General features: G+C 78.6%; 18 protein-coding genes. 4 read left to right on the top strand and 14 right to left on the bottom strand.

Annotated elements, in window-relative coordinates; genetic code table 11:
• Window positions 1-5: 5 nt before the first annotated feature.
• Window positions 6-1073, bottom strand: coding sequence for a CPBP family intramembrane glutamic endopeptidase (locus WDZ17_RS01795; protein ID WP_339573420.1), 1068 nt, complete (start codon window positions 1071-1073; stop codon window positions 6-8).
• Between the two features lie 141 nt (window positions 1074-1214).
• Here WDZ17_RS01795 and WDZ17_RS01790 point away from each other — a divergent pair, with 141 nt between their 5' ends.
• Both WDZ17_RS01790 and WDZ17_RS01785 read left to right on the top strand, forming a co-directional pair.
• The gene (locus WDZ17_RS01790) at window positions 1215-2522 is read left to right on the top strand and encodes a sensor histidine kinase (protein ID WP_339573419.1); all 1308 of its coding nucleotides are present in this window, start codon (window positions 1215-1217) and stop codon (window positions 2520-2522) included.
• Window positions 2510-3208, top strand: coding sequence for a response regulator (locus WDZ17_RS01785; protein WP_339573418.1), 699 nt, complete (start codon window positions 2510-2512; stop codon window positions 3206-3208). Before WDZ17_RS01790 ends, WDZ17_RS01785 begins: the two co-directional genes overlap by 13 nt.
• Window positions 3209-3247: 39 nt before the next feature.
• Here the strand turns inward: WDZ17_RS01785 and WDZ17_RS01780 are convergent, their stop codons facing one another.
• Complete coding sequence (locus WDZ17_RS01780; protein WP_339573417.1) at window positions 3248-3931, bottom strand: endonuclease; 684 nt, start codon at window positions 3929-3931, stop codon at window positions 3248-3250.
• Window positions 3932-4054: 123 nt separating this feature from the next.
• Window positions 4055-5113 carry a sugar-binding transcriptional regulator gene (locus tag WDZ17_RS01775; RefSeq protein ID WP_339573416.1) on the bottom strand — a complete coding sequence of 353 codons (1059 nt, stop codon included), beginning with the start codon at window positions 5111-5113 and terminating at the stop codon, window positions 4055-4057.
• 253 nt (window positions 5114-5366) lie between these two features.
• On the opposite strand from WDZ17_RS01775, the gene WDZ17_RS01770 reads away from it, so the two are divergent.
• A complete protein-coding gene (locus WDZ17_RS01770; protein WP_339573415.1) occupies window positions 5367-6401 on the top strand; it encodes a zinc-dependent alcohol dehydrogenase family protein in 1035 nt (344 codons plus the stop codon).
• Window positions 6402-6413: 12 nt separating this feature from the next.
• Here WDZ17_RS01770 and WDZ17_RS01765 read toward each other — a convergent pair whose 3' ends face one another.
• From WDZ17_RS01765 to WDZ17_RS01720, 10 genes are all read right to left on the bottom strand, one after another.
• Complete coding sequence (locus tag WDZ17_RS01765) at window positions 6414-6980, bottom strand: chemotaxis protein CheX (RefSeq protein ID WP_339573414.1); 567 nt, start codon at window positions 6978-6980, stop codon at window positions 6414-6416.
• Window positions 6977-7393 carry a response regulator gene (locus tag WDZ17_RS01760; RefSeq protein WP_339573413.1) on the bottom strand — a complete coding sequence of 139 codons (417 nt, stop codon included), beginning with the start codon at window positions 7391-7393 and terminating at the stop codon, window positions 6977-6979. Before WDZ17_RS01760 ends, WDZ17_RS01765 begins: the two co-directional genes overlap by 4 nt.
• Window positions 7390-8331 (bottom strand): CheR family methyltransferase, encoded by a 942-nt coding sequence (locus WDZ17_RS01755; protein ID WP_339573412.1) that lies wholly within the window; start codon window positions 8329-8331, stop codon window positions 7390-7392. Before WDZ17_RS01755 ends, WDZ17_RS01760 begins: the two co-directional genes overlap by 4 nt.
• Entirely contained in the window at window positions 8328-9650 is a 1323-nt protein-coding gene (cheB, locus tag WDZ17_RS01750; RefSeq protein ID WP_339573411.1) for a chemotaxis-specific protein-glutamate methyltransferase CheB, read from the bottom strand. Before cheB ends, WDZ17_RS01755 begins: the two co-directional genes overlap by 4 nt.
• Window positions 9651-9795: 145 nt before the next feature.
• Entirely contained in the window at window positions 9796-11430 is a 1635-nt protein-coding gene (locus WDZ17_RS01745) for a methyl-accepting chemotaxis protein (RefSeq protein WP_339573410.1), read from the bottom strand.
• Window positions 11427-11903: a chemotaxis protein CheW gene (locus WDZ17_RS01740; protein WP_339573409.1), complete on the bottom strand. Its 477-nt coding sequence runs from the start codon at window positions 11901-11903 to the stop codon at window positions 11427-11429. The genes WDZ17_RS01745 and WDZ17_RS01740 overlap by 4 nt, the downstream gene beginning before the upstream one ends.
• An 80-nt stretch (window positions 11904-11983) precedes the next feature.
• A complete protein-coding gene (locus WDZ17_RS01735) occupies window positions 11984-14377 on the bottom strand; it encodes a chemotaxis protein CheW (RefSeq protein ID WP_339573408.1) in 2394 nt (797 codons plus the stop codon).
• 125 nt (window positions 14378-14502) lie between these two features.
• Complete coding sequence (locus tag WDZ17_RS01730) at window positions 14503-15009, bottom strand: hypothetical protein (protein ID WP_339573407.1); 507 nt, start codon at window positions 15007-15009, stop codon at window positions 14503-14505.
• Window positions 15006-15362 carry a response regulator gene (locus WDZ17_RS01725; RefSeq protein WP_339573406.1) on the bottom strand — a complete coding sequence of 119 codons (357 nt, stop codon included), beginning with the start codon at window positions 15360-15362 and terminating at the stop codon, window positions 15006-15008. The genes WDZ17_RS01730 and WDZ17_RS01725 overlap by 4 nt, the downstream gene beginning before the upstream one ends.
• A 118-nt stretch (window positions 15363-15480) precedes the next feature.
• On the bottom strand, window positions 15481-16725 hold the full coding sequence (locus WDZ17_RS01720) for an EAL and HDOD domain-containing protein (RefSeq protein ID WP_339573405.1): 1245 nt from the start codon (window positions 16723-16725) through the stop codon (window positions 15481-15483).
• Between the two features lie 284 nt (window positions 16726-17009).
• Here WDZ17_RS01720 and WDZ17_RS01715 point away from each other — a divergent pair, with 284 nt between their 5' ends.
• Entirely contained in the window at window positions 17010-17870 is an 861-nt protein-coding gene (locus WDZ17_RS01715; protein ID WP_339573404.1) for an Fpg/Nei family DNA glycosylase, read from the top strand.
• A gap of 47 nt (window positions 17871-17917) precedes the next feature.
• On the opposite strand, the gene WDZ17_RS01710 is transcribed toward WDZ17_RS01715, so the two are convergent.
• Entirely contained in the window at window positions 17918-18880 is a 963-nt protein-coding gene (locus WDZ17_RS01710) for an SDR family NAD(P)-dependent oxidoreductase (RefSeq protein ID WP_339573403.1), read from the bottom strand.
• Window positions 18881-18903: the final 23 nt, after the last annotated feature.

Genomic DNA, 18903 nt, shown 5'->3' with positions numbered 1-18903 from the left:
GCGGGTCATGCAAGTGCATCGGGGGCCGGTCCCGCCACCGCGGGGACCGTCTCGGTCGCCGGGTGCGCGTGCGCGTACCCGTGCCCGCGCACGGGCTCGAGCAGGCCGACGCCGTGCGTGCGGGAGACCCACAGGGTCAGCGCCCCCGTGGTGAGGAGCGTCAGCGGCAGGGACACGAGCAGCGCCCGCGGGTCGACGGCGCCCTGCTGCAGGGAGCCCGGGCTCAGCGGCGAGGCGAGGAAGAGCGGCAGGTTCCCTGCCGTGTGCAGGACGACGGCCAGCTCCAGGCCCCCGCTCTTCCACACGAGGAAGCCCGTGGCCAGGGCGAAGACGGCGACGTCGACCTGGCCGACCCAGTCGTAGCCGTGGCTCGCCACGAACAGCGGCACGGGCAGGACGACGCCCCATACCGGCCGGCGCAGCCACGTGCCGAGGAGCTGCTGCGGCAGGCCCCGGAAGACGTATTCCTCGGCGGCGCACTGCAGCGGCGTCAGCAGGAGGGCGACGACGACGACGGCGACCAGCGCCGCGTCGAGCGGCGGCACCGACAGGTCCTCCGGCGGCGCCACCGCCGTGAGGCCCCACAAGACGGCGGCGTAGGCCGGCAGCACGACCGCCGCCGCTCGCAGCGCCAGCGACCAGCGGAACCGGCCGACGACGGAGTGGACCGTGCCGCGCCGCCCCCCGCCCCACCGCACCGCCAGGACGACGACCGGGAGGAGGACGGCGATCGACCCGAGGCCCAGGAGGAGGTCCACCGGGTTGCGCGGGTCGTCCAGGTCCACGGACGGCTGCAGCGGCCGCAGGACGGGCGCGAGGTCGGCGAGGAGGCCGGGGCTGACGACCGAGGCCACGACGGCGACGACGAGGACGACGGCGAGGACGGCGACCAGGGCCAGGAGCAGGCCTGTCGCGACGCCGAGGGTCGCGACGGGACGCCACCACCGCGCCGTGCGGGGCTCCAGGTGCGCCAGCCGGTGGTAGGCGAGGGGGGCCGGCTCCGTCCGGGTGGGGGCGGCAGGCGCCGTGGGGGTCGCGGGGTCGAGGTCCGAGGAGGTGCCGGTGGTGGTCATGGCGTCACCCTCCCCACGGGCGGCCGGCGACGGATCCGCCGTCCGGTCCGCTCCCGTGAGCGCCGCCCGACCGGTCGGAGGACGTCAGGGTCCTCCCGGAGGAGGACCCGCGCGGGGCTGCGTCTTCCTACGCTGACGCAGGTGACCTCCACGGCGGCCCCTGCGGCGGGCGCGTCCCCGGCGGGCGCGGCCCCGCCGCCTGCCGGGGCACCGCGCCCGCCGGCGCCCGGGCCGCGGTACCCGCGGCTGCGGTCGGCCGCCGTCTCCCTCGTCTGCTCGCTCCTCGGCCCCCTCGTGTTCCTCGTCGTGCTCGGCTCGTCGCTCGAGCAGGGCGGGGCGCCGCAGCGTCTCCCGCTGTGGGCCCTGCTGCTCGTGGTCGACGTCGCGGTCGGCGTCGCGGCGGGCGTCCTCGCCGGCCTCCTCCCGCGCTCCCGGACCCTCCCGCTGGTGCTCGTCGTGGCAGGCGTCGTCAGCACCTGGGCGGCCCCGGCGGGCGTCGTGGGCGTCGTCCGGGCGGGAGCACGCCGCTCGCCCGCGCTCGACGGGCTCGTGCTGGCCGTCGTCGTCGGCGGCGGGGTCGGCTACGAGCGCCTGCTCGGGCTCGCCGGTCCGCCGACCCAGGACCGCCTCCCCCTGTGGGTCGAGGTGGTCGCCTTCACCGCGCTCGCCGCCCTGCTGCTGCTCTGGGGGCGGGCGCGGGGGACGCGCGCCGCCCTGGTCGCCTCGCTCCACGCGCAGGCCGGCGCCGCCGAGCGCGAGCGGGCGGCCCTGGCGCGCAGCCGGGCGGCGGACGTCGCCCGCACCCGGGCGGAGGAGCGCAGCGCCATCGCCCGCGACATGCACGACACGCTCTCCCACCAGCTCTCGCTCATCGCGGTGCACGCCGGCGCCCTCGCCGCCCGGGACGACCTCCCGCCCGAGCGGGCGCGGGAGGCCGCGAGGACGGTGCGGGACGCAGCCGCCGACGCGAACGCCGTCCTGCGCGAGGTGCTCACGGCCCTGCGGAGCACCGACCCGGCGCAGCGGCTCGGGCACCACGGCGGTGCGCTCCCGCTGCCGACGGCCGCGTCGCTCGACGCGCTGGTGGAGCGCGCCCGGGCCCAGGGCCAGCCGGTCGACCTCGTACGGGTGGGCGCCTCCGCCCGCGACCTCGACGAGCGGTCGCCGACGACGGCGGCCTCGGTGGTGCAGATCACCACCGAGCTGCTCGTCAACGCGGGCAAGCACGCGCCGGGCGCCCCCGTCGAGGTGCGGCTCGCCCACGAAGGCGACGAGCTGCTCCTGCGCGCGTCCAACCCGCTGGCCGCCGGCGCGCCCCCGGCCCTGGGGACCGGGCTCGGCCTCGTCGGCGTCGCGGAGCGCGCACGCCTGCTCGGCGGCGGGATGCGCCACGCGACCACGCCGGACGGACGCTTCGTCGTGGAGGTGACGGTGCCGTGGCAGGTGTGACCCCCGCCGTGCGGGTGCTCGTCGTCGACGACGAGCGGCTCATGCGCGCCGGGCTGCGCCTGCTCGTGGACGGCACCGCCGGCATCCGCGTCGTCGGCGAGGCGGCCGACGGCGCCGAGGCCGTCGCGGCGGTCGCGGCCCTGGACCCCGACGTCGTCCTCATGGACGTGCGGATGCCGGGCACGAGCGGGGTGGAGGCCACCCGACGGCTGACGGAGACCGGGGCCCGAGCCCGCGTCGTCGTGCTCTCCGCCTTCGACACCGACGACCACCTCCTCGACGCGTTGCGGGCCGGGGCGGTGTCCTTCCTGCTCAAGGACGCCGCCCCCGAGGCCGTCCTGCAGGCGGTGCACGACGCGGCGCAGGGGCGGAGCAGCTTCTCCCCCGGCGTCCTCTCGCGCCTCGTGGCGCTGGCGGCGCAGGGCGAGCGGCCGGCCGCGACCGCCGGCCGCGACCGGTCCGGTCCGCCGCCGGGGCCTGCAGGCCCACCCGTCGGCGTCACGCCGCGGGAGTGGGAGGTGGGGCTGCTCGTGGCGCAGGGCAGCACGAACGACGAGATCGCCGCCGCCCTCTTCCTCGGGACGACGACGGTCAAGACGCACGTGACGCACCTGTTCGAGAAGCTGCACGTGACCAACCGCGTGCAGCTGGCCGTCCGCGTCCTGGAGCTCGACGCCGCGGGATGACCGCCGGTCCGTCCTCCACCGGTGCTCGTCCACCGGGGCTCATCCCGCGGCGGCGCGCACCTCGTCGGCGTCGTCGGCGAGGCCGCACCGCACGAGCGCGGCGCCGACGCGGGACAGGTCGTCGCTGCCCGCCAGCTCGGCCAGCCCCGCGGCGTCGTGCGGCAGCCCCAGGGCCCTCGCCGGGTCGGTCGCGCGCTCGTCGGCGAAGGGGCGCAGCTGCGACCACACCGCCTGGACCTCGCGGCAGAAGATGTCGACGCCGAGCGGACCGATGCCGGTGAAGCCCCGGACCGCCTCGCGGAGGGCCTCGAGCCCGCCTCCCCCGCCGCCGAAGGCGGCCTCCCGCATGCGGCGCAGGTCCCCGGAGAACTCCTCCTGCGCCCGCTCCGCCAGCTGCCCGAGCTGGCGCGCCGTCTGCTCCTTGCGCAGGTACCGGGCGTCCGCGAGCACCTGCCACCGCTGCTCGTCGCTCGCCCCGGCGAGCTTGTCCGCCGTCGTCAGGCCCGCCTCGCGCAGCGCCCGCGCCGTCCGTACGCCGAGGTCGGCCTGCAGGTTCGCCGACAGCAGCGACGACAGGACGAGCAGCTCGAACAGCGGTGCGGGGGTGTCCTTCAGACGGATCCCCGACTCGTCGGCGTACGTCTGCCCGTGCCGGTCGAGCAGCGCGTCGAGCACCGCCCGCCGCGAGCCGCCGGACCGGTCGTCGCCGCTGCTCCTCGTCACCGCGCCGTCGTACCAGCGGCGAGGGCCCGCGGCACCTCGGCCGCCCGCGGACGGACGGTCCCGGGACGGGACGGGACGGGCCCGGCCGGGACGGGCCCGGCGGACCGGCCGGCCCGACCGCGGTCACTCGTCGGCGAGGACGGCGGCCGCGAGGGCGGAGTGGGTCACGAGCCCGGCGAGCAGGCCGCTGCGCAGGACGGCGCGCAGGGCGGTGGCGCGCTGGGTCCCGGCCGCCAGGGCCACGACGTGGTCGGTGCGACGCAGCTGCTGCGCCGTGACGGAGAGCGTCCGGTCGGCGAGGTCCCCGACGACGTCCCCGCCCTCGTCGAGGAGCAGGCCCGTCACCTCGGCGCGGACCCCGCGACGGCGCAGGTCGTTGCGCTGCTGGAGGTCGAGGGCGTCGAAGACGGTGGAGCCGCCGGCGTGCCAGGCGCCCACGGACACGACCGCCTTCGTCAGGCGGTCCATGTCGCGCACGGCGGCCGCGACGGCGTCGTCATGGCGCAGGACCTCGGCCGTGGCGGCGTCGGCGACGACCAGGGGGGCGTAGAAGACGGTGGCGCGCCCCCCGGTGCGGCGGGCGAAGCCGGAGACGAGCTCGGGGCCGTTCTGGGCGACGTCGGGGCGGACGAGGGAGCCGGCGACCTGGACGAAGGTGGCGGGCACGCGCCGGCGCCAGTGCTCGTACATCACCGACATCGCCCGTCCCCACGCCAGCCCGACGACGTCGTCCTCGGCCACCAGGTGCTCGAACCACTCCGCGGCCAGGCGCCCGACCGCGACCCGCTGCAGCACGGCGTCGTCGCCGGTGTCGGCCGCGACGAGCGCGTGGCGCAGCCCGTACCGCCGGCGCAGCTCGTCCTCGAGGGTCTGGTCGGTCTCCGCCGGCGCGGAGACGACGGTGCGCACGAGCCCCGCCTCCCGTGCGGCGTCGAGCAGACGGGCGACCTTGAACCTCGTGATGCCCATCTCCTGGGCGATCTCCACCTTCGAGGCCCCCTCGAGGTGGAAGCGGCGCGCCACCGCCACGGCCAGCGCCAGCCCGCCCGTCGACAGCGTGGCCGCCTCGTGCGCCGCGTCCGGCCCCGTCCGCAAGGTGCTCCCCGGAGAGGTGTCCCCCGGAGAAGCGCCCCCGTCCCCCGAAGAAGCGTCCCCCGGGCCCGGTTCCTGCGGTCCCGCCATGACGTCTCCTCCGATCGGTGGGCCCGCAGCTGCGTGCCGGGGCCTGCGGACCGGCGGCGGGTGTCGACGACAGGGAGGATGACCGCGACACGCCGGATGAGCAAGACCGCTCAGGTGAGCGGGGAGGTGTTGACCCCCTGGCGGCGCCCCCGGATGCTCGGTGACGCACCACCGCTGGGCGGTGGTGCGGGGCGGACCGTGACGGTCCGCCCGCACCGCGCGCCCCGAGGGGCGCCGACCCGAGAGGAGCGCCGTGCGCGCTGCGTACCTGCCCGGTGGGAGCGTCGTCGACCTGGAGGAGGCCGCGGACCCGCAGCCGGGCCACGGCCAGGTCGTGGTGGGGATGCGGGCCTCGACGATCTGCGGCAGCGACCTGCGCGCGATCTACCGCGAGCACCTCGGCGAGGGGCCCGAGGCCTACCAGGGCGTCGCCGGCGGGCACGAGCCCGCCGGCCGGGTGCTCGCGGTCGGCGAGGGCGTCGATCGGATCGCCGTCGGCGACCGCGTCGTCGTCTACCACATCAGCGGCTGCGGGCAGTGCGACGAGTGCCGCCGCGGCTACCAGATCTCCTGCACCTCCTCCCGGCGCGCGGCGTACGGCTGGCAGCGCGACGGCGGCCACGCGGACCTGCTGCTGGCCGAGGAGCGCGACCTGCTCGTGCTGCCCGACGAGCTCACCTTCCTCGACGGCGCCGTCGTCGCCTGCGGCTTCGGCACGGCCTACGAGGCGGTCCGTCGCGCCGACGTCTGCGGCGCCGACCGCGTCCTGGTCACCGGGCTCGGGCCCGTCGGGCTCGCCGTCGGGATGCTCGCCAAGGCCCTGGGTTCGCCCCTCGTCGTCGGCACCGACCCCAGCCCCGATCGCCGCGCACTCGCCCTACGGCTCGGCGCGGTCGACGCCGCCGTCGCCGGCTCCGACACCGAGCTCTCCGACCTGCTGGACGACGGCGCCGAGGTCGCCGTCGACTGCTCCGGCAACGGCCGCGGCCAGCTCACCGCGCTGCGGCACACCCGCCGCTGGGGACGGGCGGCCCTGGTCGGCGAGGGCGGGCAGCTCACCGTCGACGTCAGCGAGGTCCTCATCCACCGCCAGCTCACCGTGCACGGCTCCTGGGTCACCTCGACCGTGCGGATGACCGAGCTCCTGACCAACCTCGTCCGCTGGGGCCTGCACCCCCAGGACCTCGTCACCGACACCTTCCCGCTCGAGCAGGCCGCGCAGGCCTACCGGACCGCCGACGCCGGCGCCGGCGGCAAGGTCGGCATCACCTGGCCCGACGAGGGCTGAGCACCGGCCTCGTCAGCGACCGACGAGGGCGACGACCGTGACGTCGGCGTCCTCGTCGGCCCGGCGGTCCGCACGGGACCACCGCAGCGCGGTCGCGACGACGCCGGCTCCCCGCGGGCCGAGCGGGCTCGGCCGGTCGACGACGCGGGGCAGGCCCATCAGGCCGCCGGGGGCGCAGCGGGCCTTGACGGCACCGGCGACCACGTTGGCCACCTCGCCGAGGACGTCGCGCACGTCGTCGTCGTCGAGGGGGTCGTCGGCGCCCAGCGCGAGCAGGTGCCGGGCCCAGCGCCGGGCGGCGCCGGCGGTGCACGCCACGAGCACGTCGCCGGACCAGTCCGCCGCGCGGGTACGCCCGACGGCGACCCCCTCGACGGCGACCAGGGCTCGCACGACGGGGGTCCGCACCCGGGGCCACGGCCCCGGGACCGGGGGCGCGGGCGCGCCGCCGACCGGCGCCGCCGACGTCCACAGCTCGACGACGACGTCGACCAGCTCGTCGCCCCCCGGCCCCGGGCCGACGACGCCGGCCGTCACCACACCCGCGTCCTGCGGGACGGCGACGGGCGCACCCCTCATCCCCACGCCGGGCTCCTGACCGTCGCGGGAGGGGCGAGGACCCCGAGCAGCCGGAGCCGCTCGAGGAGCTCCTCCTCGGTGGAGGGCTTGCGGACGTAGTCGTGCGCCCCCGCCGCGAGGGCGCGCACCACCTGCCGCTGCTCCGTCTCGCTCGTCACCATGACGAGCGCCGTCGCGCGCATCTCGCGGCGGCGACGCAGGGCGCCGACGAGCCCGAGACCGTCCATCACGGGCATGTTCCAGTCGATGCACGCGAGCGTCGGGACCTCGCCGCCCGCGGCGACGTGCGCGTCGAGCACCGCGAGGGCCTCACGGCCGTCGCCGGCCTCGAGCACGTCCATGCCGGCGCGCCGCAGCACGCGCCCGACGACGCGCCGCGCCGTCCTCGAGTCGTCCACGACGAGCGCGATCACGAGACCCCTCCTCCGCGGGCGGCGCGCGCCGGGCCGCCCGTCGTCGGCCCGCCGGCACGGCCCGTGCGCCCGCGCGGCGCCGGCACGGCGGCACCCGGGTCCCGGGCACCGGCTCCCGGCAGCGGCCGGAAGAGCGCGGCGCGACCTCCCTCGACCCGGGCCCAGCTCCCCGAGACGCCGAGCGTCGTCTCGGCCGCGCCGAGGACGAGCAGCCCGTCCGGCGCCAGCAGGTCGTGGACCCCGGCCAGCACCCGGCGCCGGGTCGCCGCGTCGAGGTAGATGAGGACGTTGCGGCACAGGACGACGTCGAAGGTGCCGAGGGCCGGCAGCGGGCGGGCCAGGTTCACCTCGGCGCAGCGCACGAGCGAGCGCACCCGCTCCCGGACCCGCCACCGGTCCCCGCAGCGCTCGAGGTGCCGGTCGCGCAGCGCGGGCGGCAGGCCGCGGGCGACCTCCAGCGCGGAGTAGCTGCCGTCGCGGGTCCGGCCGAGCGCCGTGCGGTCGACGTCGCTGGCGAGGACCTCGACGCGGCGGCCGGCGAGCGCGGGGGCGTCCACGAGGAGCATGGCGACGCTGTACGGCTCCTGGCCGGTCGAGCACGCCGCGGACCAGACCCGCAGCGCCGCACCGGGAGGGCGGGCCGCCGCGAGCGCAGGCAGCGTCACCCGCTCGAGGTGGGTGAAGGGGTCGACGTCGCGGAACCACGACGTCTCGTTCGTCGTCATGGCCTCGACGAGGTCCCAGCGCCCCTGCGCAGGGCCCGCCCGCACGGCGGCGACGTAGGCCGCGACGTCGGGCAGCCCGCGGCGCCGGGCGAGCGGGGCCAGCCGCGACAGGACGAGGTACTCCTTCGAGGCGTCGAGCACCACGGCCGTCTCGGCGTGCACGAGGCCCCGCACCCAGGCCAGGTCCGCGGGCGGGAGGCCGGCGGGGCTCACCGGGCACCCCGCCCGGCGAGGAGGACGGGCCGCCGGCAGGCGGCCGCGACCGCGGGGGCGATGTCCGCGAGCGGCAGCACGGCGTCGGCGAGGCCCGCCGACGCCACGGCCCCGGGCATCCCCCAGACGACGGAGGTCGCCCGGTCCTGGACGAGCACCCGGCCGCCGGCCCGGCGGACGTCGGCGCAGCCGTCGCGCCCGTCGCTGCCCATGCCGGTGAGCACGACGGCGAGCACGCCCGACCCGACGGCGGACGCCGCGGAGCGCAGCATCACGTCGACGGCCGGCCGGCAGTGGTGCACCGGCGGGGCGCCCGTGAGGGTCGCGACGAGGCCGGCGCCGTCCCGGCGGACCTCCAGGTGCCGGTCGCCGGGGGCGACGAGCAGCCGTCCGGGCACGAGGGGGTCGCCGTCCTCGGCCTCGCGGACCTCGAGGGCGGCGAGCCGGTCGAGGCGTGCGGCGAGCTGCCGGGTGAAGACCGGCGGCATGTGCTGGGTGACGACGACGGGCACGGGCAGCCCGGCGGGCAGCGCGGCGACGAGCGCCGCCAGCGCCTCGGGCCCGCCGGTCGAGCTGCCGAGGGCCACGAGCGCGGGGGCGACGCCCGGCCCTCGACCCGGCAGCGCGGCGGGAGACGGGCGTGCCGCCGACGGCGCGGCGCCGGGGGGCGGACCGAGGACGGGGCCGGGAGCGGCGGACCGCGACGGGACGGACCGCGGGACGGGGACCGGCGGGACCGGGCTGCGGTGCGCGCCCCCGTGACCGGTCGCGCGCCCCCGGGCCACCCCCTCGTCGCCGGCCGGGCCGGGCTCGGGGGCGCCGGCACCCCCGCCGGACGCAGCGTCCGGTCCGGTCCGGTCGGGCGACGACGACGGCGCAGGCGCACCGGCGGCGGGCGCGCGCGGCAGGGACCTCGGCACGAGGGCGCGCACGACGGGGAGGAGGTCGGCGCGCAGCATGCCGAGCGCCTCGGCCGCCGAGGTGGCACGCACCGGCTTGGGCACGAAGTCCGCCGCCCCCGCGGCGAGCGCCGCCATGGTGGCCTGCGCGCCGTCGTCCGTCGGCGTGCTCACCATGACGACCGGGACGTTGCAGCCGCGCCGGCGCAGGACCCGCACGGCGCCGATGCCGTCGAGCTCCGGCATCTCCAGGTCCATGACGACGAGGTCCGGGGCGAGGCGGAGGACCTCGTGCACCGCCTCCACCCCGTCCGCCGCCGTCCCGACGACCTCGACGCCGTCCGCGGAGGTCAGCGCCATGACGACGAGCCGCCGCAGCACGGCGGAGTCGTCCACGACGAGGACGCGGATGGGCTGCACGGCCTCTCATCGGCGCCCTGCCCCCGGGGCCTGAGGAGTGGCGCCGACGACCGCCCGGACGCCCGGGAGGGTGAGGCCGGGACGAGCAGGCGGGACGAGCAGGCGGGACGAGCAGGCGGGGCGGGCGAGCCGCCCCCGGGGCGGCTCAGACCCCGAAGCGGCTGACGGAGGTCTGGAGCCGGGCGGCGAGGGCGGCGAGGTCGCGGGCGGTGGCGCGCGCGTCCTCGGCGCCGCTCGTCGCGCCGGAGGCGGCGGCCGCGACCCCGGTGATGCCGGCGGCGATCTCGCCGACGCCCGTGGCGGCCTCGGTGACGCCGCGGCCCATCTCCGCCGTGGTGGCGGTCTGCTCCTCGACGGCCGAGGCGATGGTGCCCTGGTAGCCGTTGACCTGGTCGACCACCTCGCCGATCTCCGCGATCGCGGCGACGGCCGCCTCCGTGTCGCCCTGGATGGCGGCCACGCGGGCGGTGATGTCGCCGGTCGCGCGCGCCGTCTCCTGCGCGAGCTCCTTGACCTCGCCGGCGACGACGGCGAAGCCCCGGCCGGCCTCCCCGGCCCGGGCGGCCTCGATGGTGGCGTTGAGGGCCAGCAGGTTCGTCTGCTCGGCGATGCCCGTGATGACGCGGACGACCTTGCCGATCTCGTGGGAGGACTCCCCGAGCCGCCGGACCAGGTCGGAGGTCCGGTGCGCGACGTCGACGGCCCGCCCGGTGAGCTCGGCCGCCCCGAGGGCGTTGGCGGCGATCTCGCTGATCGAGGCGCCCATCTGCTCGGCGCCGGTCGCGACCCCGCTGACGTTGCCCGACACCTGCTCCGCCGCGGCGGCGACGACGCCGGACTCGACGGCGGTCCGCTCCGCCGACACCGCGATGCCCGCCGCGGCGGCCTGCATCCGCCCGGCCGCCGCCCCCAGCTGCGCCGCGCCCTCGCCGACCTCGCGCACGACGTCGGCCACCCCCTGCTGGGCCACGACGAGCCCGGAGGCCACGAGGGCGACCTCGTCGCCGCCGGGCACGACCGGCCGCTGCGTGAGGTCGCCGCGGCCCATGGCGGCGAGGACGCGGAGCACCTCGTCGGTGCCGCGGCGCAGGCGGCGCACGAGCCGCAGCGCGAGGACCAGCCCGAGGGCCAGGCCCACCGCCCCGGTCGCGAGGACCGCGACGAGGGTGCGGAGCACGGCCCGGTGGGCGTCCTCGCGCAGGGCCTGGGCGCCGGCGCGCTCCGACTGGCCGGCCACGAGCAGCGCCTCGTCGACCGGTGCGCCGAGCTCGGCCGCCACGCCGACGTCCGTCGGCGTCGTCCCGAGGCCCGCGACGAGGGCGTCGACCGAGCCCCCCACGCGCGCCGCCGCGTCCGGCTCGGCCGCCGCCCCGGCGTAGTCCTGCGCCGCGGCGGACAGCGCGGCGAGCGCGCTCGAGGCCTCGTCCGGCCGGCTGCGGCGGACGGCGTCCCGCACGTCGTCCAGCGCGTCCTCGGCGGCGTCGAGCGCCGTCGCGGCGTCGGTGGTCCGCGCGGACAGCACCGTGACGCTGCGGTCGGCCGCCAGGAGACCGCTGGTCGCGAGGGCCCCGGCGACGACGACGGCGACGGCGGGGACGGCGACCGCGAGCAGGACCCGCGCGCCCAGGCCCCGCCGGGGGGTCGCCGCGCCCCCCTCCGCGGCGGACGCTCCCCGGTCGGGGCCGACCTCCTGCGGCCGTCGGGGCGCCGGGACGCCCTCGGCCGCGTCGGCACGGCGGCCCAGGGGTGCGGACGGCCGGAGGGGGGCGGGTGCGGTCACGGTCGGGTCCTCCGGGGTGGGTCGGTGCGCGACGGCCCCGCGGGCCTGGACGGCGCCGTCCCCGCCGGGGCGACGAGCGCGTCGACGTCGAGCGGGAGCAGCAGCCGGTCGGGGAGCGGGCAGGCCCCCGTGACGAGGTCGGCCAGGGGGCCGGTGAGGGTGTCCGGGGGCGGCTGCACGTCGTCGTCCGCCACCTCGACGACGTCCCCGAGGGCGTCCACGACCAGCGCGACCACGTCCTCCCCGTCCCGGACGACGACGTGCGGCGCGACGGCACCCGACGTCCTCGGACGGGCGGGCAGCCCGAGGCGGCGCCGCAGCTCCAGGGCCGTGACGACCTGGCCGCGGAGGTTGACGAGGCCGGCGACCTCCGGCGGCGCGAGCGGGACCGGCGTGACCGCCTGGTCCGCCAGCACCTCCTGCACCCGCCGGACGTCCAGCCCGTAGAGGTCCCCCGCCAGCTCGAAGGTCACCCAGGTCCTCGACCGCGGGGCGCTGCCGCCCCGCCCCTCGGGCCCCGGGCGGACCGGCGCGCCGGTCCGTTCTGCGCCGGTCATCGCCGGACCCCCCGGACGGCGGGGCGCGCGGCCTCGGCCGACGTGCGGGGGCGCGGCGGCAGGAGGGCGCCGGCGCGGGCGCGCTCCTCGACGTCGTCGTAGAAGGTCGAGTCCGCCGCCAGCACGGCCTGGCGCACGTCCAGCAGCTCGACGATGCGGCCGGCCACGACGGCGGACCCGGAGAGCCCGGGCGCCCCGAGGTGGCTCGTGCGGGCGGAGGCGGCGGGGGCCACGTCGAGCACCTCGTCGACGGCGAGGGCCACCGACCGGTCGCCGAGCGCGTGGACGACGAGGGAGAGCGAGCCCTCCTCCACCCGGTGGTCGCCGACGTGCTCGCCGAGGTGCTCGGCGAGGTCGAGCACGGGCAGGACCTCCCCGCGGTGCTGCACGGCCCAGCGGTGGCCCACGCGCTCCAGGTGCGCGCGGGGCACGTCCTCCAGCCGGGTGACGACCTCCAGCGGCAGGGCCAGGCGCCGCGGCCCCACGCGGACGAGGAGCAGCTGCGTGCCGTCGTCCGCGGCCTCCGGCGCGCCGGCCGCGTCGGCCGGCCGCTCGACCTCGCGGGCCGAGCGGGCGAGCGCGCGGACGTCGAGGATGAGGGCGAGCCCGCCGTCGCCGAGGACGGTCGCGCCCGCGTAGGCGGGCAGGTCCGCGAGCAGCGCCCCGAGCGGCTTGACGACGATCTCCTGGGTCGCGAGGACGCCGTCGACGACGAGCCCGAAGGTCCGGCCGGCCGCCTCCAGGACCGCGACGACACCCGCGCCGCCCGCCGGCGCCTCCCCCTCGTCGGGGCCCCGGTCGTCGAGCCCCAGGAGGGTGCGCAGCCGGACGAGCGGGAGCAGCCTCCCGCGCAGCCGGAGCACCTCGGCACCGCCGACCCGCTCGGCGCCCCCGCGGGGACGCTCCGCGTCGAGGGCGACGAGCTCGCGGAGCCCGTTCTGCGGCACGGCGAAGCGCTGGCCCGCCGCGGTGACGAGGAGCGCGGGCAGGATCGCCAGCGTCAGCGGCACGCGCAGCCGCGTGGTGCTGCCCCGACCGGGCGTCGTCTCCAGCTCCACGGACCCGCCGATCCGCTCCAGGTTGGTGCGCACGACGTCCATGCCGACGCCGCGGCCGGAGGTGCTCGTCACCACGTCCGCCGTCGAGAAGCCCGGCGCGAACACGAGGTCGAGGACCTCCTCGGCGGTCATCGCCCGCAGGGACGGCGCGTCGACGAGCCCGCGCTCCAGGGCCCGGGCGCCGATCCGCGCGACGTCCATGCCCCGGCCGTCGTCGGCGACCTCGACGAGGACCTGCCCGCCCTCGTGCCGGGCCCGCAGCGCGACGACGCCCACCGGGTCCTTGCCGGCCGCGACGCGCTCCTCCGGCGGCTCGAGCCCGTGGTCCACGGCGTTGCGGACGAGGTGCGTCAGCGGGTCGCGGACCGCCTCGAGGAGCGTGCGGTCGAGCTCGGTGTCCGCGCCGTCGACGACGAGCCGGGCGCGGCGGCCGAGCTGCGTGCCGAGGTCGCGCACGACGCGCGGCAGCTTGGACCACACGTGGTCGATGGGCTGCATCCGCGCGCGCACGACGCCGCGCTGCAGCTCGCCCGCGACGACGTCCAGCCGGTGGGCGGCGCGCACGACCTCCGCGTCGCCGGACGCGGCCGCACGCTCGAGCACCTGGTTGCGGGTGAGGACCAGCTCCCCGACGAGCGTCATGAGCTCCTCGAGCAGGTCGACGTCCACGCGCACCGACGCCTCGGGGCCGCGGCGGCGCCCGGGCGCCCCGTCGTCGTGGTCGGCGTCGGGCGCCCCCGCACGCCCGTCCGGGTGCACGCCCCCGGGACCGGCGCCGTCCGGCACGAGCCCGAGGGCCGGGCCCGCGACGTCGTCCGGGTCCGCGACGTGGTCCGGGGCGGCGTGGTCCTGGGCGGCGTCCTCCGGGTCGGCGACGGCGGCCTCGGCGTCCGCGTCCGGGCCGGCGAGGCCCGCCGGAGCCGGTGGCGCCGCGCCGCCGTCCACCTCGGCGGCGATCTCCGCGAGGACGCCCTCGAGGTCGGCGCCCGCGTCGCTGCCGGTCTCCCCCACGCGTGCGAGCAGGTCGCGCAGCGCGTCGACGAGGTGCAGCAGGACGGTGACGGTGGTCGGGGTCGCCTCGGCACGCCCGTCCCGCAGGCGCGCGAGCAACGTCTCCCCGGCGTGGGCGAGCCGCTCCAGGTCGGGGAAGGCGAGGAAGCCGCTGGTGCCCTTGATGGTGTGGACGGTCCGGAAGACGGCGGCGAGCAGCGGGCGGTCGCCCGGGTCCGCCTCCAGCCCGACGAGCTGGGCGTCGAGGTCGTCCAGGTTCTCCGCCGACTCCACGAGGAACTCGGCGACGATCTCCGCCATCCCCTCGAGGTCGTCCCCCATCGCGTCCCTCCTCCCCTCACCGGCGCCCGGGGGGTCCCCCGGGCGGCTGACGCCGTGTCCTCCCGCATCGGCGCGCACGCCGCCCACCTGGAGCGCGGCGGCGCAGGCCGGGCGGGGCGCAGGGCTCAGACCAGCAGCACCGACATCCCGCCGCGGCCGTAGCCGGCGACGTCGAGCACGAGGTCGAGGCGGCCGGTCGGTCGGCGAAGGGCGTCGGCGACGTCGTCCGGGCACGCGAGCCCGCTGCCGTGCACCTCGACCAGGCGTCCGTGCCCCCCACCGGGCGCGGGCAGCAGCGGGGCCATGACGTTGCAGAGCTCGGCGACGTTCTCCGCCAGCGCGGGCCCGAGGAGGCCGTCCTCCACGCAGGCCTCCGCGCCGCCGCGGGGGACGAGGCCCAGGGCGGCGCCGAGCAGCGCGGACGCGCGCAGGTCGAGGGCGAGCACGCCGACGGGCACCGCGCCGCGGGCGTAGACCGCGACCGTGCCCGCCGCGTCGTCCCCCGTGACCGCCGGGCCGGGGCCGGGGACGACGTCGCGGCCCAGCAGGCCCTCGAGGACCGTGCGCACCGCGGCGGGCGTGGGGAGCGCGAGCACGTCCGCCGCCGGTCCGCGCTCGGCCGTCGCGGTCACGAGCGGGCCGCCAGGGCACCGGTGACGGCGTCGTGCAGGACCTCGGGCGTGAACGGCTTGGTGACCACGAAGGTCGCGCCGGCCGCCGTCGCCCGACGGTGGACGTCCTCGGCCGCCTCGGAGGTGATGAAGCCGAAGGCCGTCGCGTCACCGCCCGCCCGCAGCCGCTCGAGCATCTCCAGGCCGGACGTGCCCGGCATGTTCCAGTCGCAGAGCACGAGGTCGGGCGCGTGCTCGGCGACGGCGGCGAGACCGGCGCCGCCGTCCGCGGCCTCGACGACCTGCAGGTCCCCGAGACCGGCCTGGCGCAGGCCGCGCGCGACGATCTGCCGCATCACCCTGCTGTCGTCCACCACGAGCACCCGCACCGCCGACCTCCAGCCTCGGCGCCGCACGGCGCCCCCGCTGCCTCATCGGCAGCCGGCGCCGGTTCCTTCACCCCGGTCCGGTGGTCGCCCCGGGCCGTCGGGGTCAGCCCGCGGCGCCGACGAGGGCGCGGGCCGAGCGGCTCGCCGAGCTGAGCGCCTGCACGTGCGCGGCGGCCACGAGCGCCGGGTCCGGGACCAGCGGGCCCTCCGGCCAGGCCGCCGCGCCCTCGAGCGCGCGCACGCACGTCAGCGCGGCGCCGACGGCGCCGGCGCCGGTGAGCAGGGCCTCGGCCGCGACGGGGCCGAGCCCGGTGTCCCGCACCAGCTGGCCGACGTCCGCGCCCGTCACCTCGGCCACCGCGGAGAGCAGCCCGACCGTGTAGAGCTCGCTCTCCAGGCCGGGCTCGGGCGCCAGCAGCTCGCAGGCGCGCGCCCGGGTGAGCACGCGCACGACGTCCTCGACCTGCCCGTCGGCGCGGTCGCCCAGCATCGCGAGGACGACCCAGGAGGTGAGCGTCCGAGGCCCGAGCAGGACGAGCGCCTGGCTCATCGAGCGGACGGACCCCCGGGTGCCGCTGGCCGCGGACCCCACCCAGCGCAGCACCCGCAGGCCCAGCGCGGGGTCCTCCCGGACGACGCGCTCGACCTGCGCCGGCGAGGTGTCCGGGTCGGGGAGCAGCGCGAGGAGCCGGGCGCAGACCACCTGGGACGGCGAGAGCGAGGAGCCGTTGACCACGCGGGGCCGGTCGAACCAGAAGCCCTGGAACCAGGTGAAGCCGGCGAGAGCGCACTCGGCGAGGTCGGCGGCGTCCTCGACCCGTTCCGCGAGCAGCCGCACGCCCGGGGCGACGGCGCGGCACGAGGCCGCCACGGCCGCCGGCGAGGTGCCGGCGGCGCGCGCGGCCTGGAGGTCGACCTTGACGACGTCGACGAGCGGGACGAGGACGAGTCGCTCCTCGTCGCCGTCGTAGTCGTCGAGCGCGAGGAGGTAGCCCTCCGCGCGCAGCCGGTGCAGGCCCGCGACGAGCACGTCGTCGACCGGGACGTCCTCGAGCACCTCCAGCACCACGCCGTCCGGGTGGACGGGCAGGGGGACCTCGCCGACGAGGAAGCTCCGGGTGAGGTTGATGAACAGCAGCCCGCCGTCCGCGAGCGAGCCGGGCGCGACGTCGCCGAAGGCGGCCGAGATGACGCTCGACGTGGCGCGGTCCTGCGCCGCCGTGTCCCAGCCCTCGCCGCCCGGGAGCGCGCCCCCGGCACCGCGGAACAGCAGCTCGTAGCCGACCCGGTGGCCGCTCGCGTCGACCACCGACTGCCGCGCCAGCGGCAGCCGCGTGCGCACGCCCACGTCCGCTCCTCTCCTCGCGCCGGTCGGCGCCACGTCCGGGCATCGGCAGACGGGCCGTGCGTCCGCAGGTCGTCGCCCCCGCCGTCGCCCGTTCGCCCGTCGCCCGCGTGCCCGTCCGCCCGCCGCCCGTCCGCCCGTGCCCGGCCGTCCACGCCGCACCGGCTGCGCGACGAGGACCTCGGCCGTGCCGGTGGACCGCAGTGTGGCGGAACGGCCGCGGTGCGGACAGCCGGCACCGGGTCCGACGGACGTGCGGGTCGGGCGGGGCGTGCCACAGTGGACGGGTGCCCGAGCTGCCGGAGGTCGAGGCCCTCGCGGAGTTCCTCCGGGGGCGCGCGGTCGGCCGGGTCGTCGCGGCGCTCGAGGTCGCGTCCATCACCGTGCTGAAGACCTTCGACCCCCCGCCGACGGCGCTGGCCGGGCTGGAGGTCACCTCCGTCGACCGCCACGGGAAGTGGCTGGACCTCGGGGCCGACGGCCTCCACCTGGTGTGGCACCTGTCCCGCGGCGGCTGGGTCCGCTGGTACGAGTCCGTCCCCGAGCGCACGGCCCGGCCCGGCAAGGGGCCGATCGCGCTGCGGGTGCGCCTGGACGACGGCAGCGGCTTCGACCTCACCGAGGCCGGCACCCGCAAGCGTCTCGCCGTCCACGTCGTCCGCGCCCCCGCAGAGATCCCGCAGGTGGCCTCGCTCGGACCGGACCCGCTGGACCCGTCCTTCGACCGGGACGCCCTCGTCGGGCTGCTCGCCGGCTCCCGGCAGCAGGTCAAGGGCCTGCTGCGCGACCAGCACGTCCTCTCCGGGGTGGGCAACGCCTACAGCGACGAGGTGCTGCACGCCGCCCGGCTGTCCCCCTTCGCCGTCGCGGGACGGCTCGACGAGGAGCAGGTCGACCGGCTGCACGTCGCGCTGCACGCCGTCCTGGAGGCCGCCGTCGCCGCCGCGCGCGGCCGCCCGGCCGCCGAGCTCAAGGACGCCAAGCGGCAGGGGATGCGCGTGCACGGCCGCACCGGCGAGGCCTGCCCGGTGTGCGGGGACGTCGTGCGCGAGGTGTCCTTCGCCGACCGCTCGCTGCAGTACTGCGCCACCTGCCAGACGGGCGGCAAGGAGCTCGCCGACCGCCGGATGTCGCGCCTGCTGCGGTGAGGTGCCGCCCGGGTCGCCCCCGGCGGTCGCCCCCGGCGGTCGCCCCGTCAGCGCGCCGCCCGCGTGCGGCGACGGGCCGGCTCCTGCCGACCGTCCGGGTCGGTCCGCTCCGAGGGCGCCATGACGTTCCCCTCGGTGTCCTGCACCGGGCGGCGGTCCAGCCCCAGCAGCCGGAGCAGGGGTCCGACGAGCGCGTCGTAGACGCCGGGCAGGAGGGTGAAGCCGGCGACCATGAGGGGGTTGGCCCACCCGGCGCGCGTGTCACGCTGCGCCGCAGCCGGTCGCGCGAGCACGCGGAGGACGCGGTCGGCCACGGTCCCGGGCCGGTACACCGGCAGCGGCGGCTTGCCGTGCCGGCCGAGGTAGGTGGCGGCGCGGCGGTAGACGGGGGTCTCGACGCCCCCGGGGGAGACCACGCGCACGTGCACGTCGCGCCAGGGCCGGTTCTCGACGACGAGCGTGCGGGCGAGGCCGCGGACGGCCCACTTGCTCGTGCCGTAGGCCGACATCCAGGGCGCGGTGATCTGCCCCAGCACGGACCCCAGGAGCACCAGCGTGCCGGCGTCCTGGGCGCGGAAGCGGCGCAGCGCGTGCCGGGCCACGTTCGCCGTGCCGAGGACGTCGGTCCGCACGACGCGGTCGAAGACCTCGGCCGGCACCTCGGTGAGGTCGCCGTAGGCGACGACGGCGGCGCAGTGCACCACGGCGTCCAGCCGGCCCTCCCGGCGCGCGACCTCCGCCACCGCCGCCTCGACCGCGGCGTCCTCGCCGACGTCGAGCGCGTGGGTGCTCACCCGGGCGCCGCGGGCCCGGCAGTCGGCCGCCACGGCGTCCAGGCCCTGCTGCCCCCGGGCCGCGAGCGCGAGCGCCGCCCCGGGCCGGGCCAGGGCGAGCGCCGTCGCGCGCCCGATGCCGCTCGAGGCGCCCGTGACGAGGACCACCTCCGGCAGCCCCTCCGGCCCTCCCGTCCCTGCCGCCCGTCGGCGGGTCCTGCTCGTGCTCCTGCTCACCCGGCCACTGTGGCCGTCGTCCG

Origin of the sequence: Pseudokineococcus basanitobsidens (assembly GCF_037482545.1) — a bacterium.
GTDB lineage: Bacteria > Actinomycetota > Actinomycetes > Actinomycetales > Quadrisphaeraceae > Pseudokineococcus > Pseudokineococcus basanitobsidens.
Note: the sequence above shows the minus strand (reverse complement) of the source record. Positions and strands in the feature narration are given on the sequence as shown.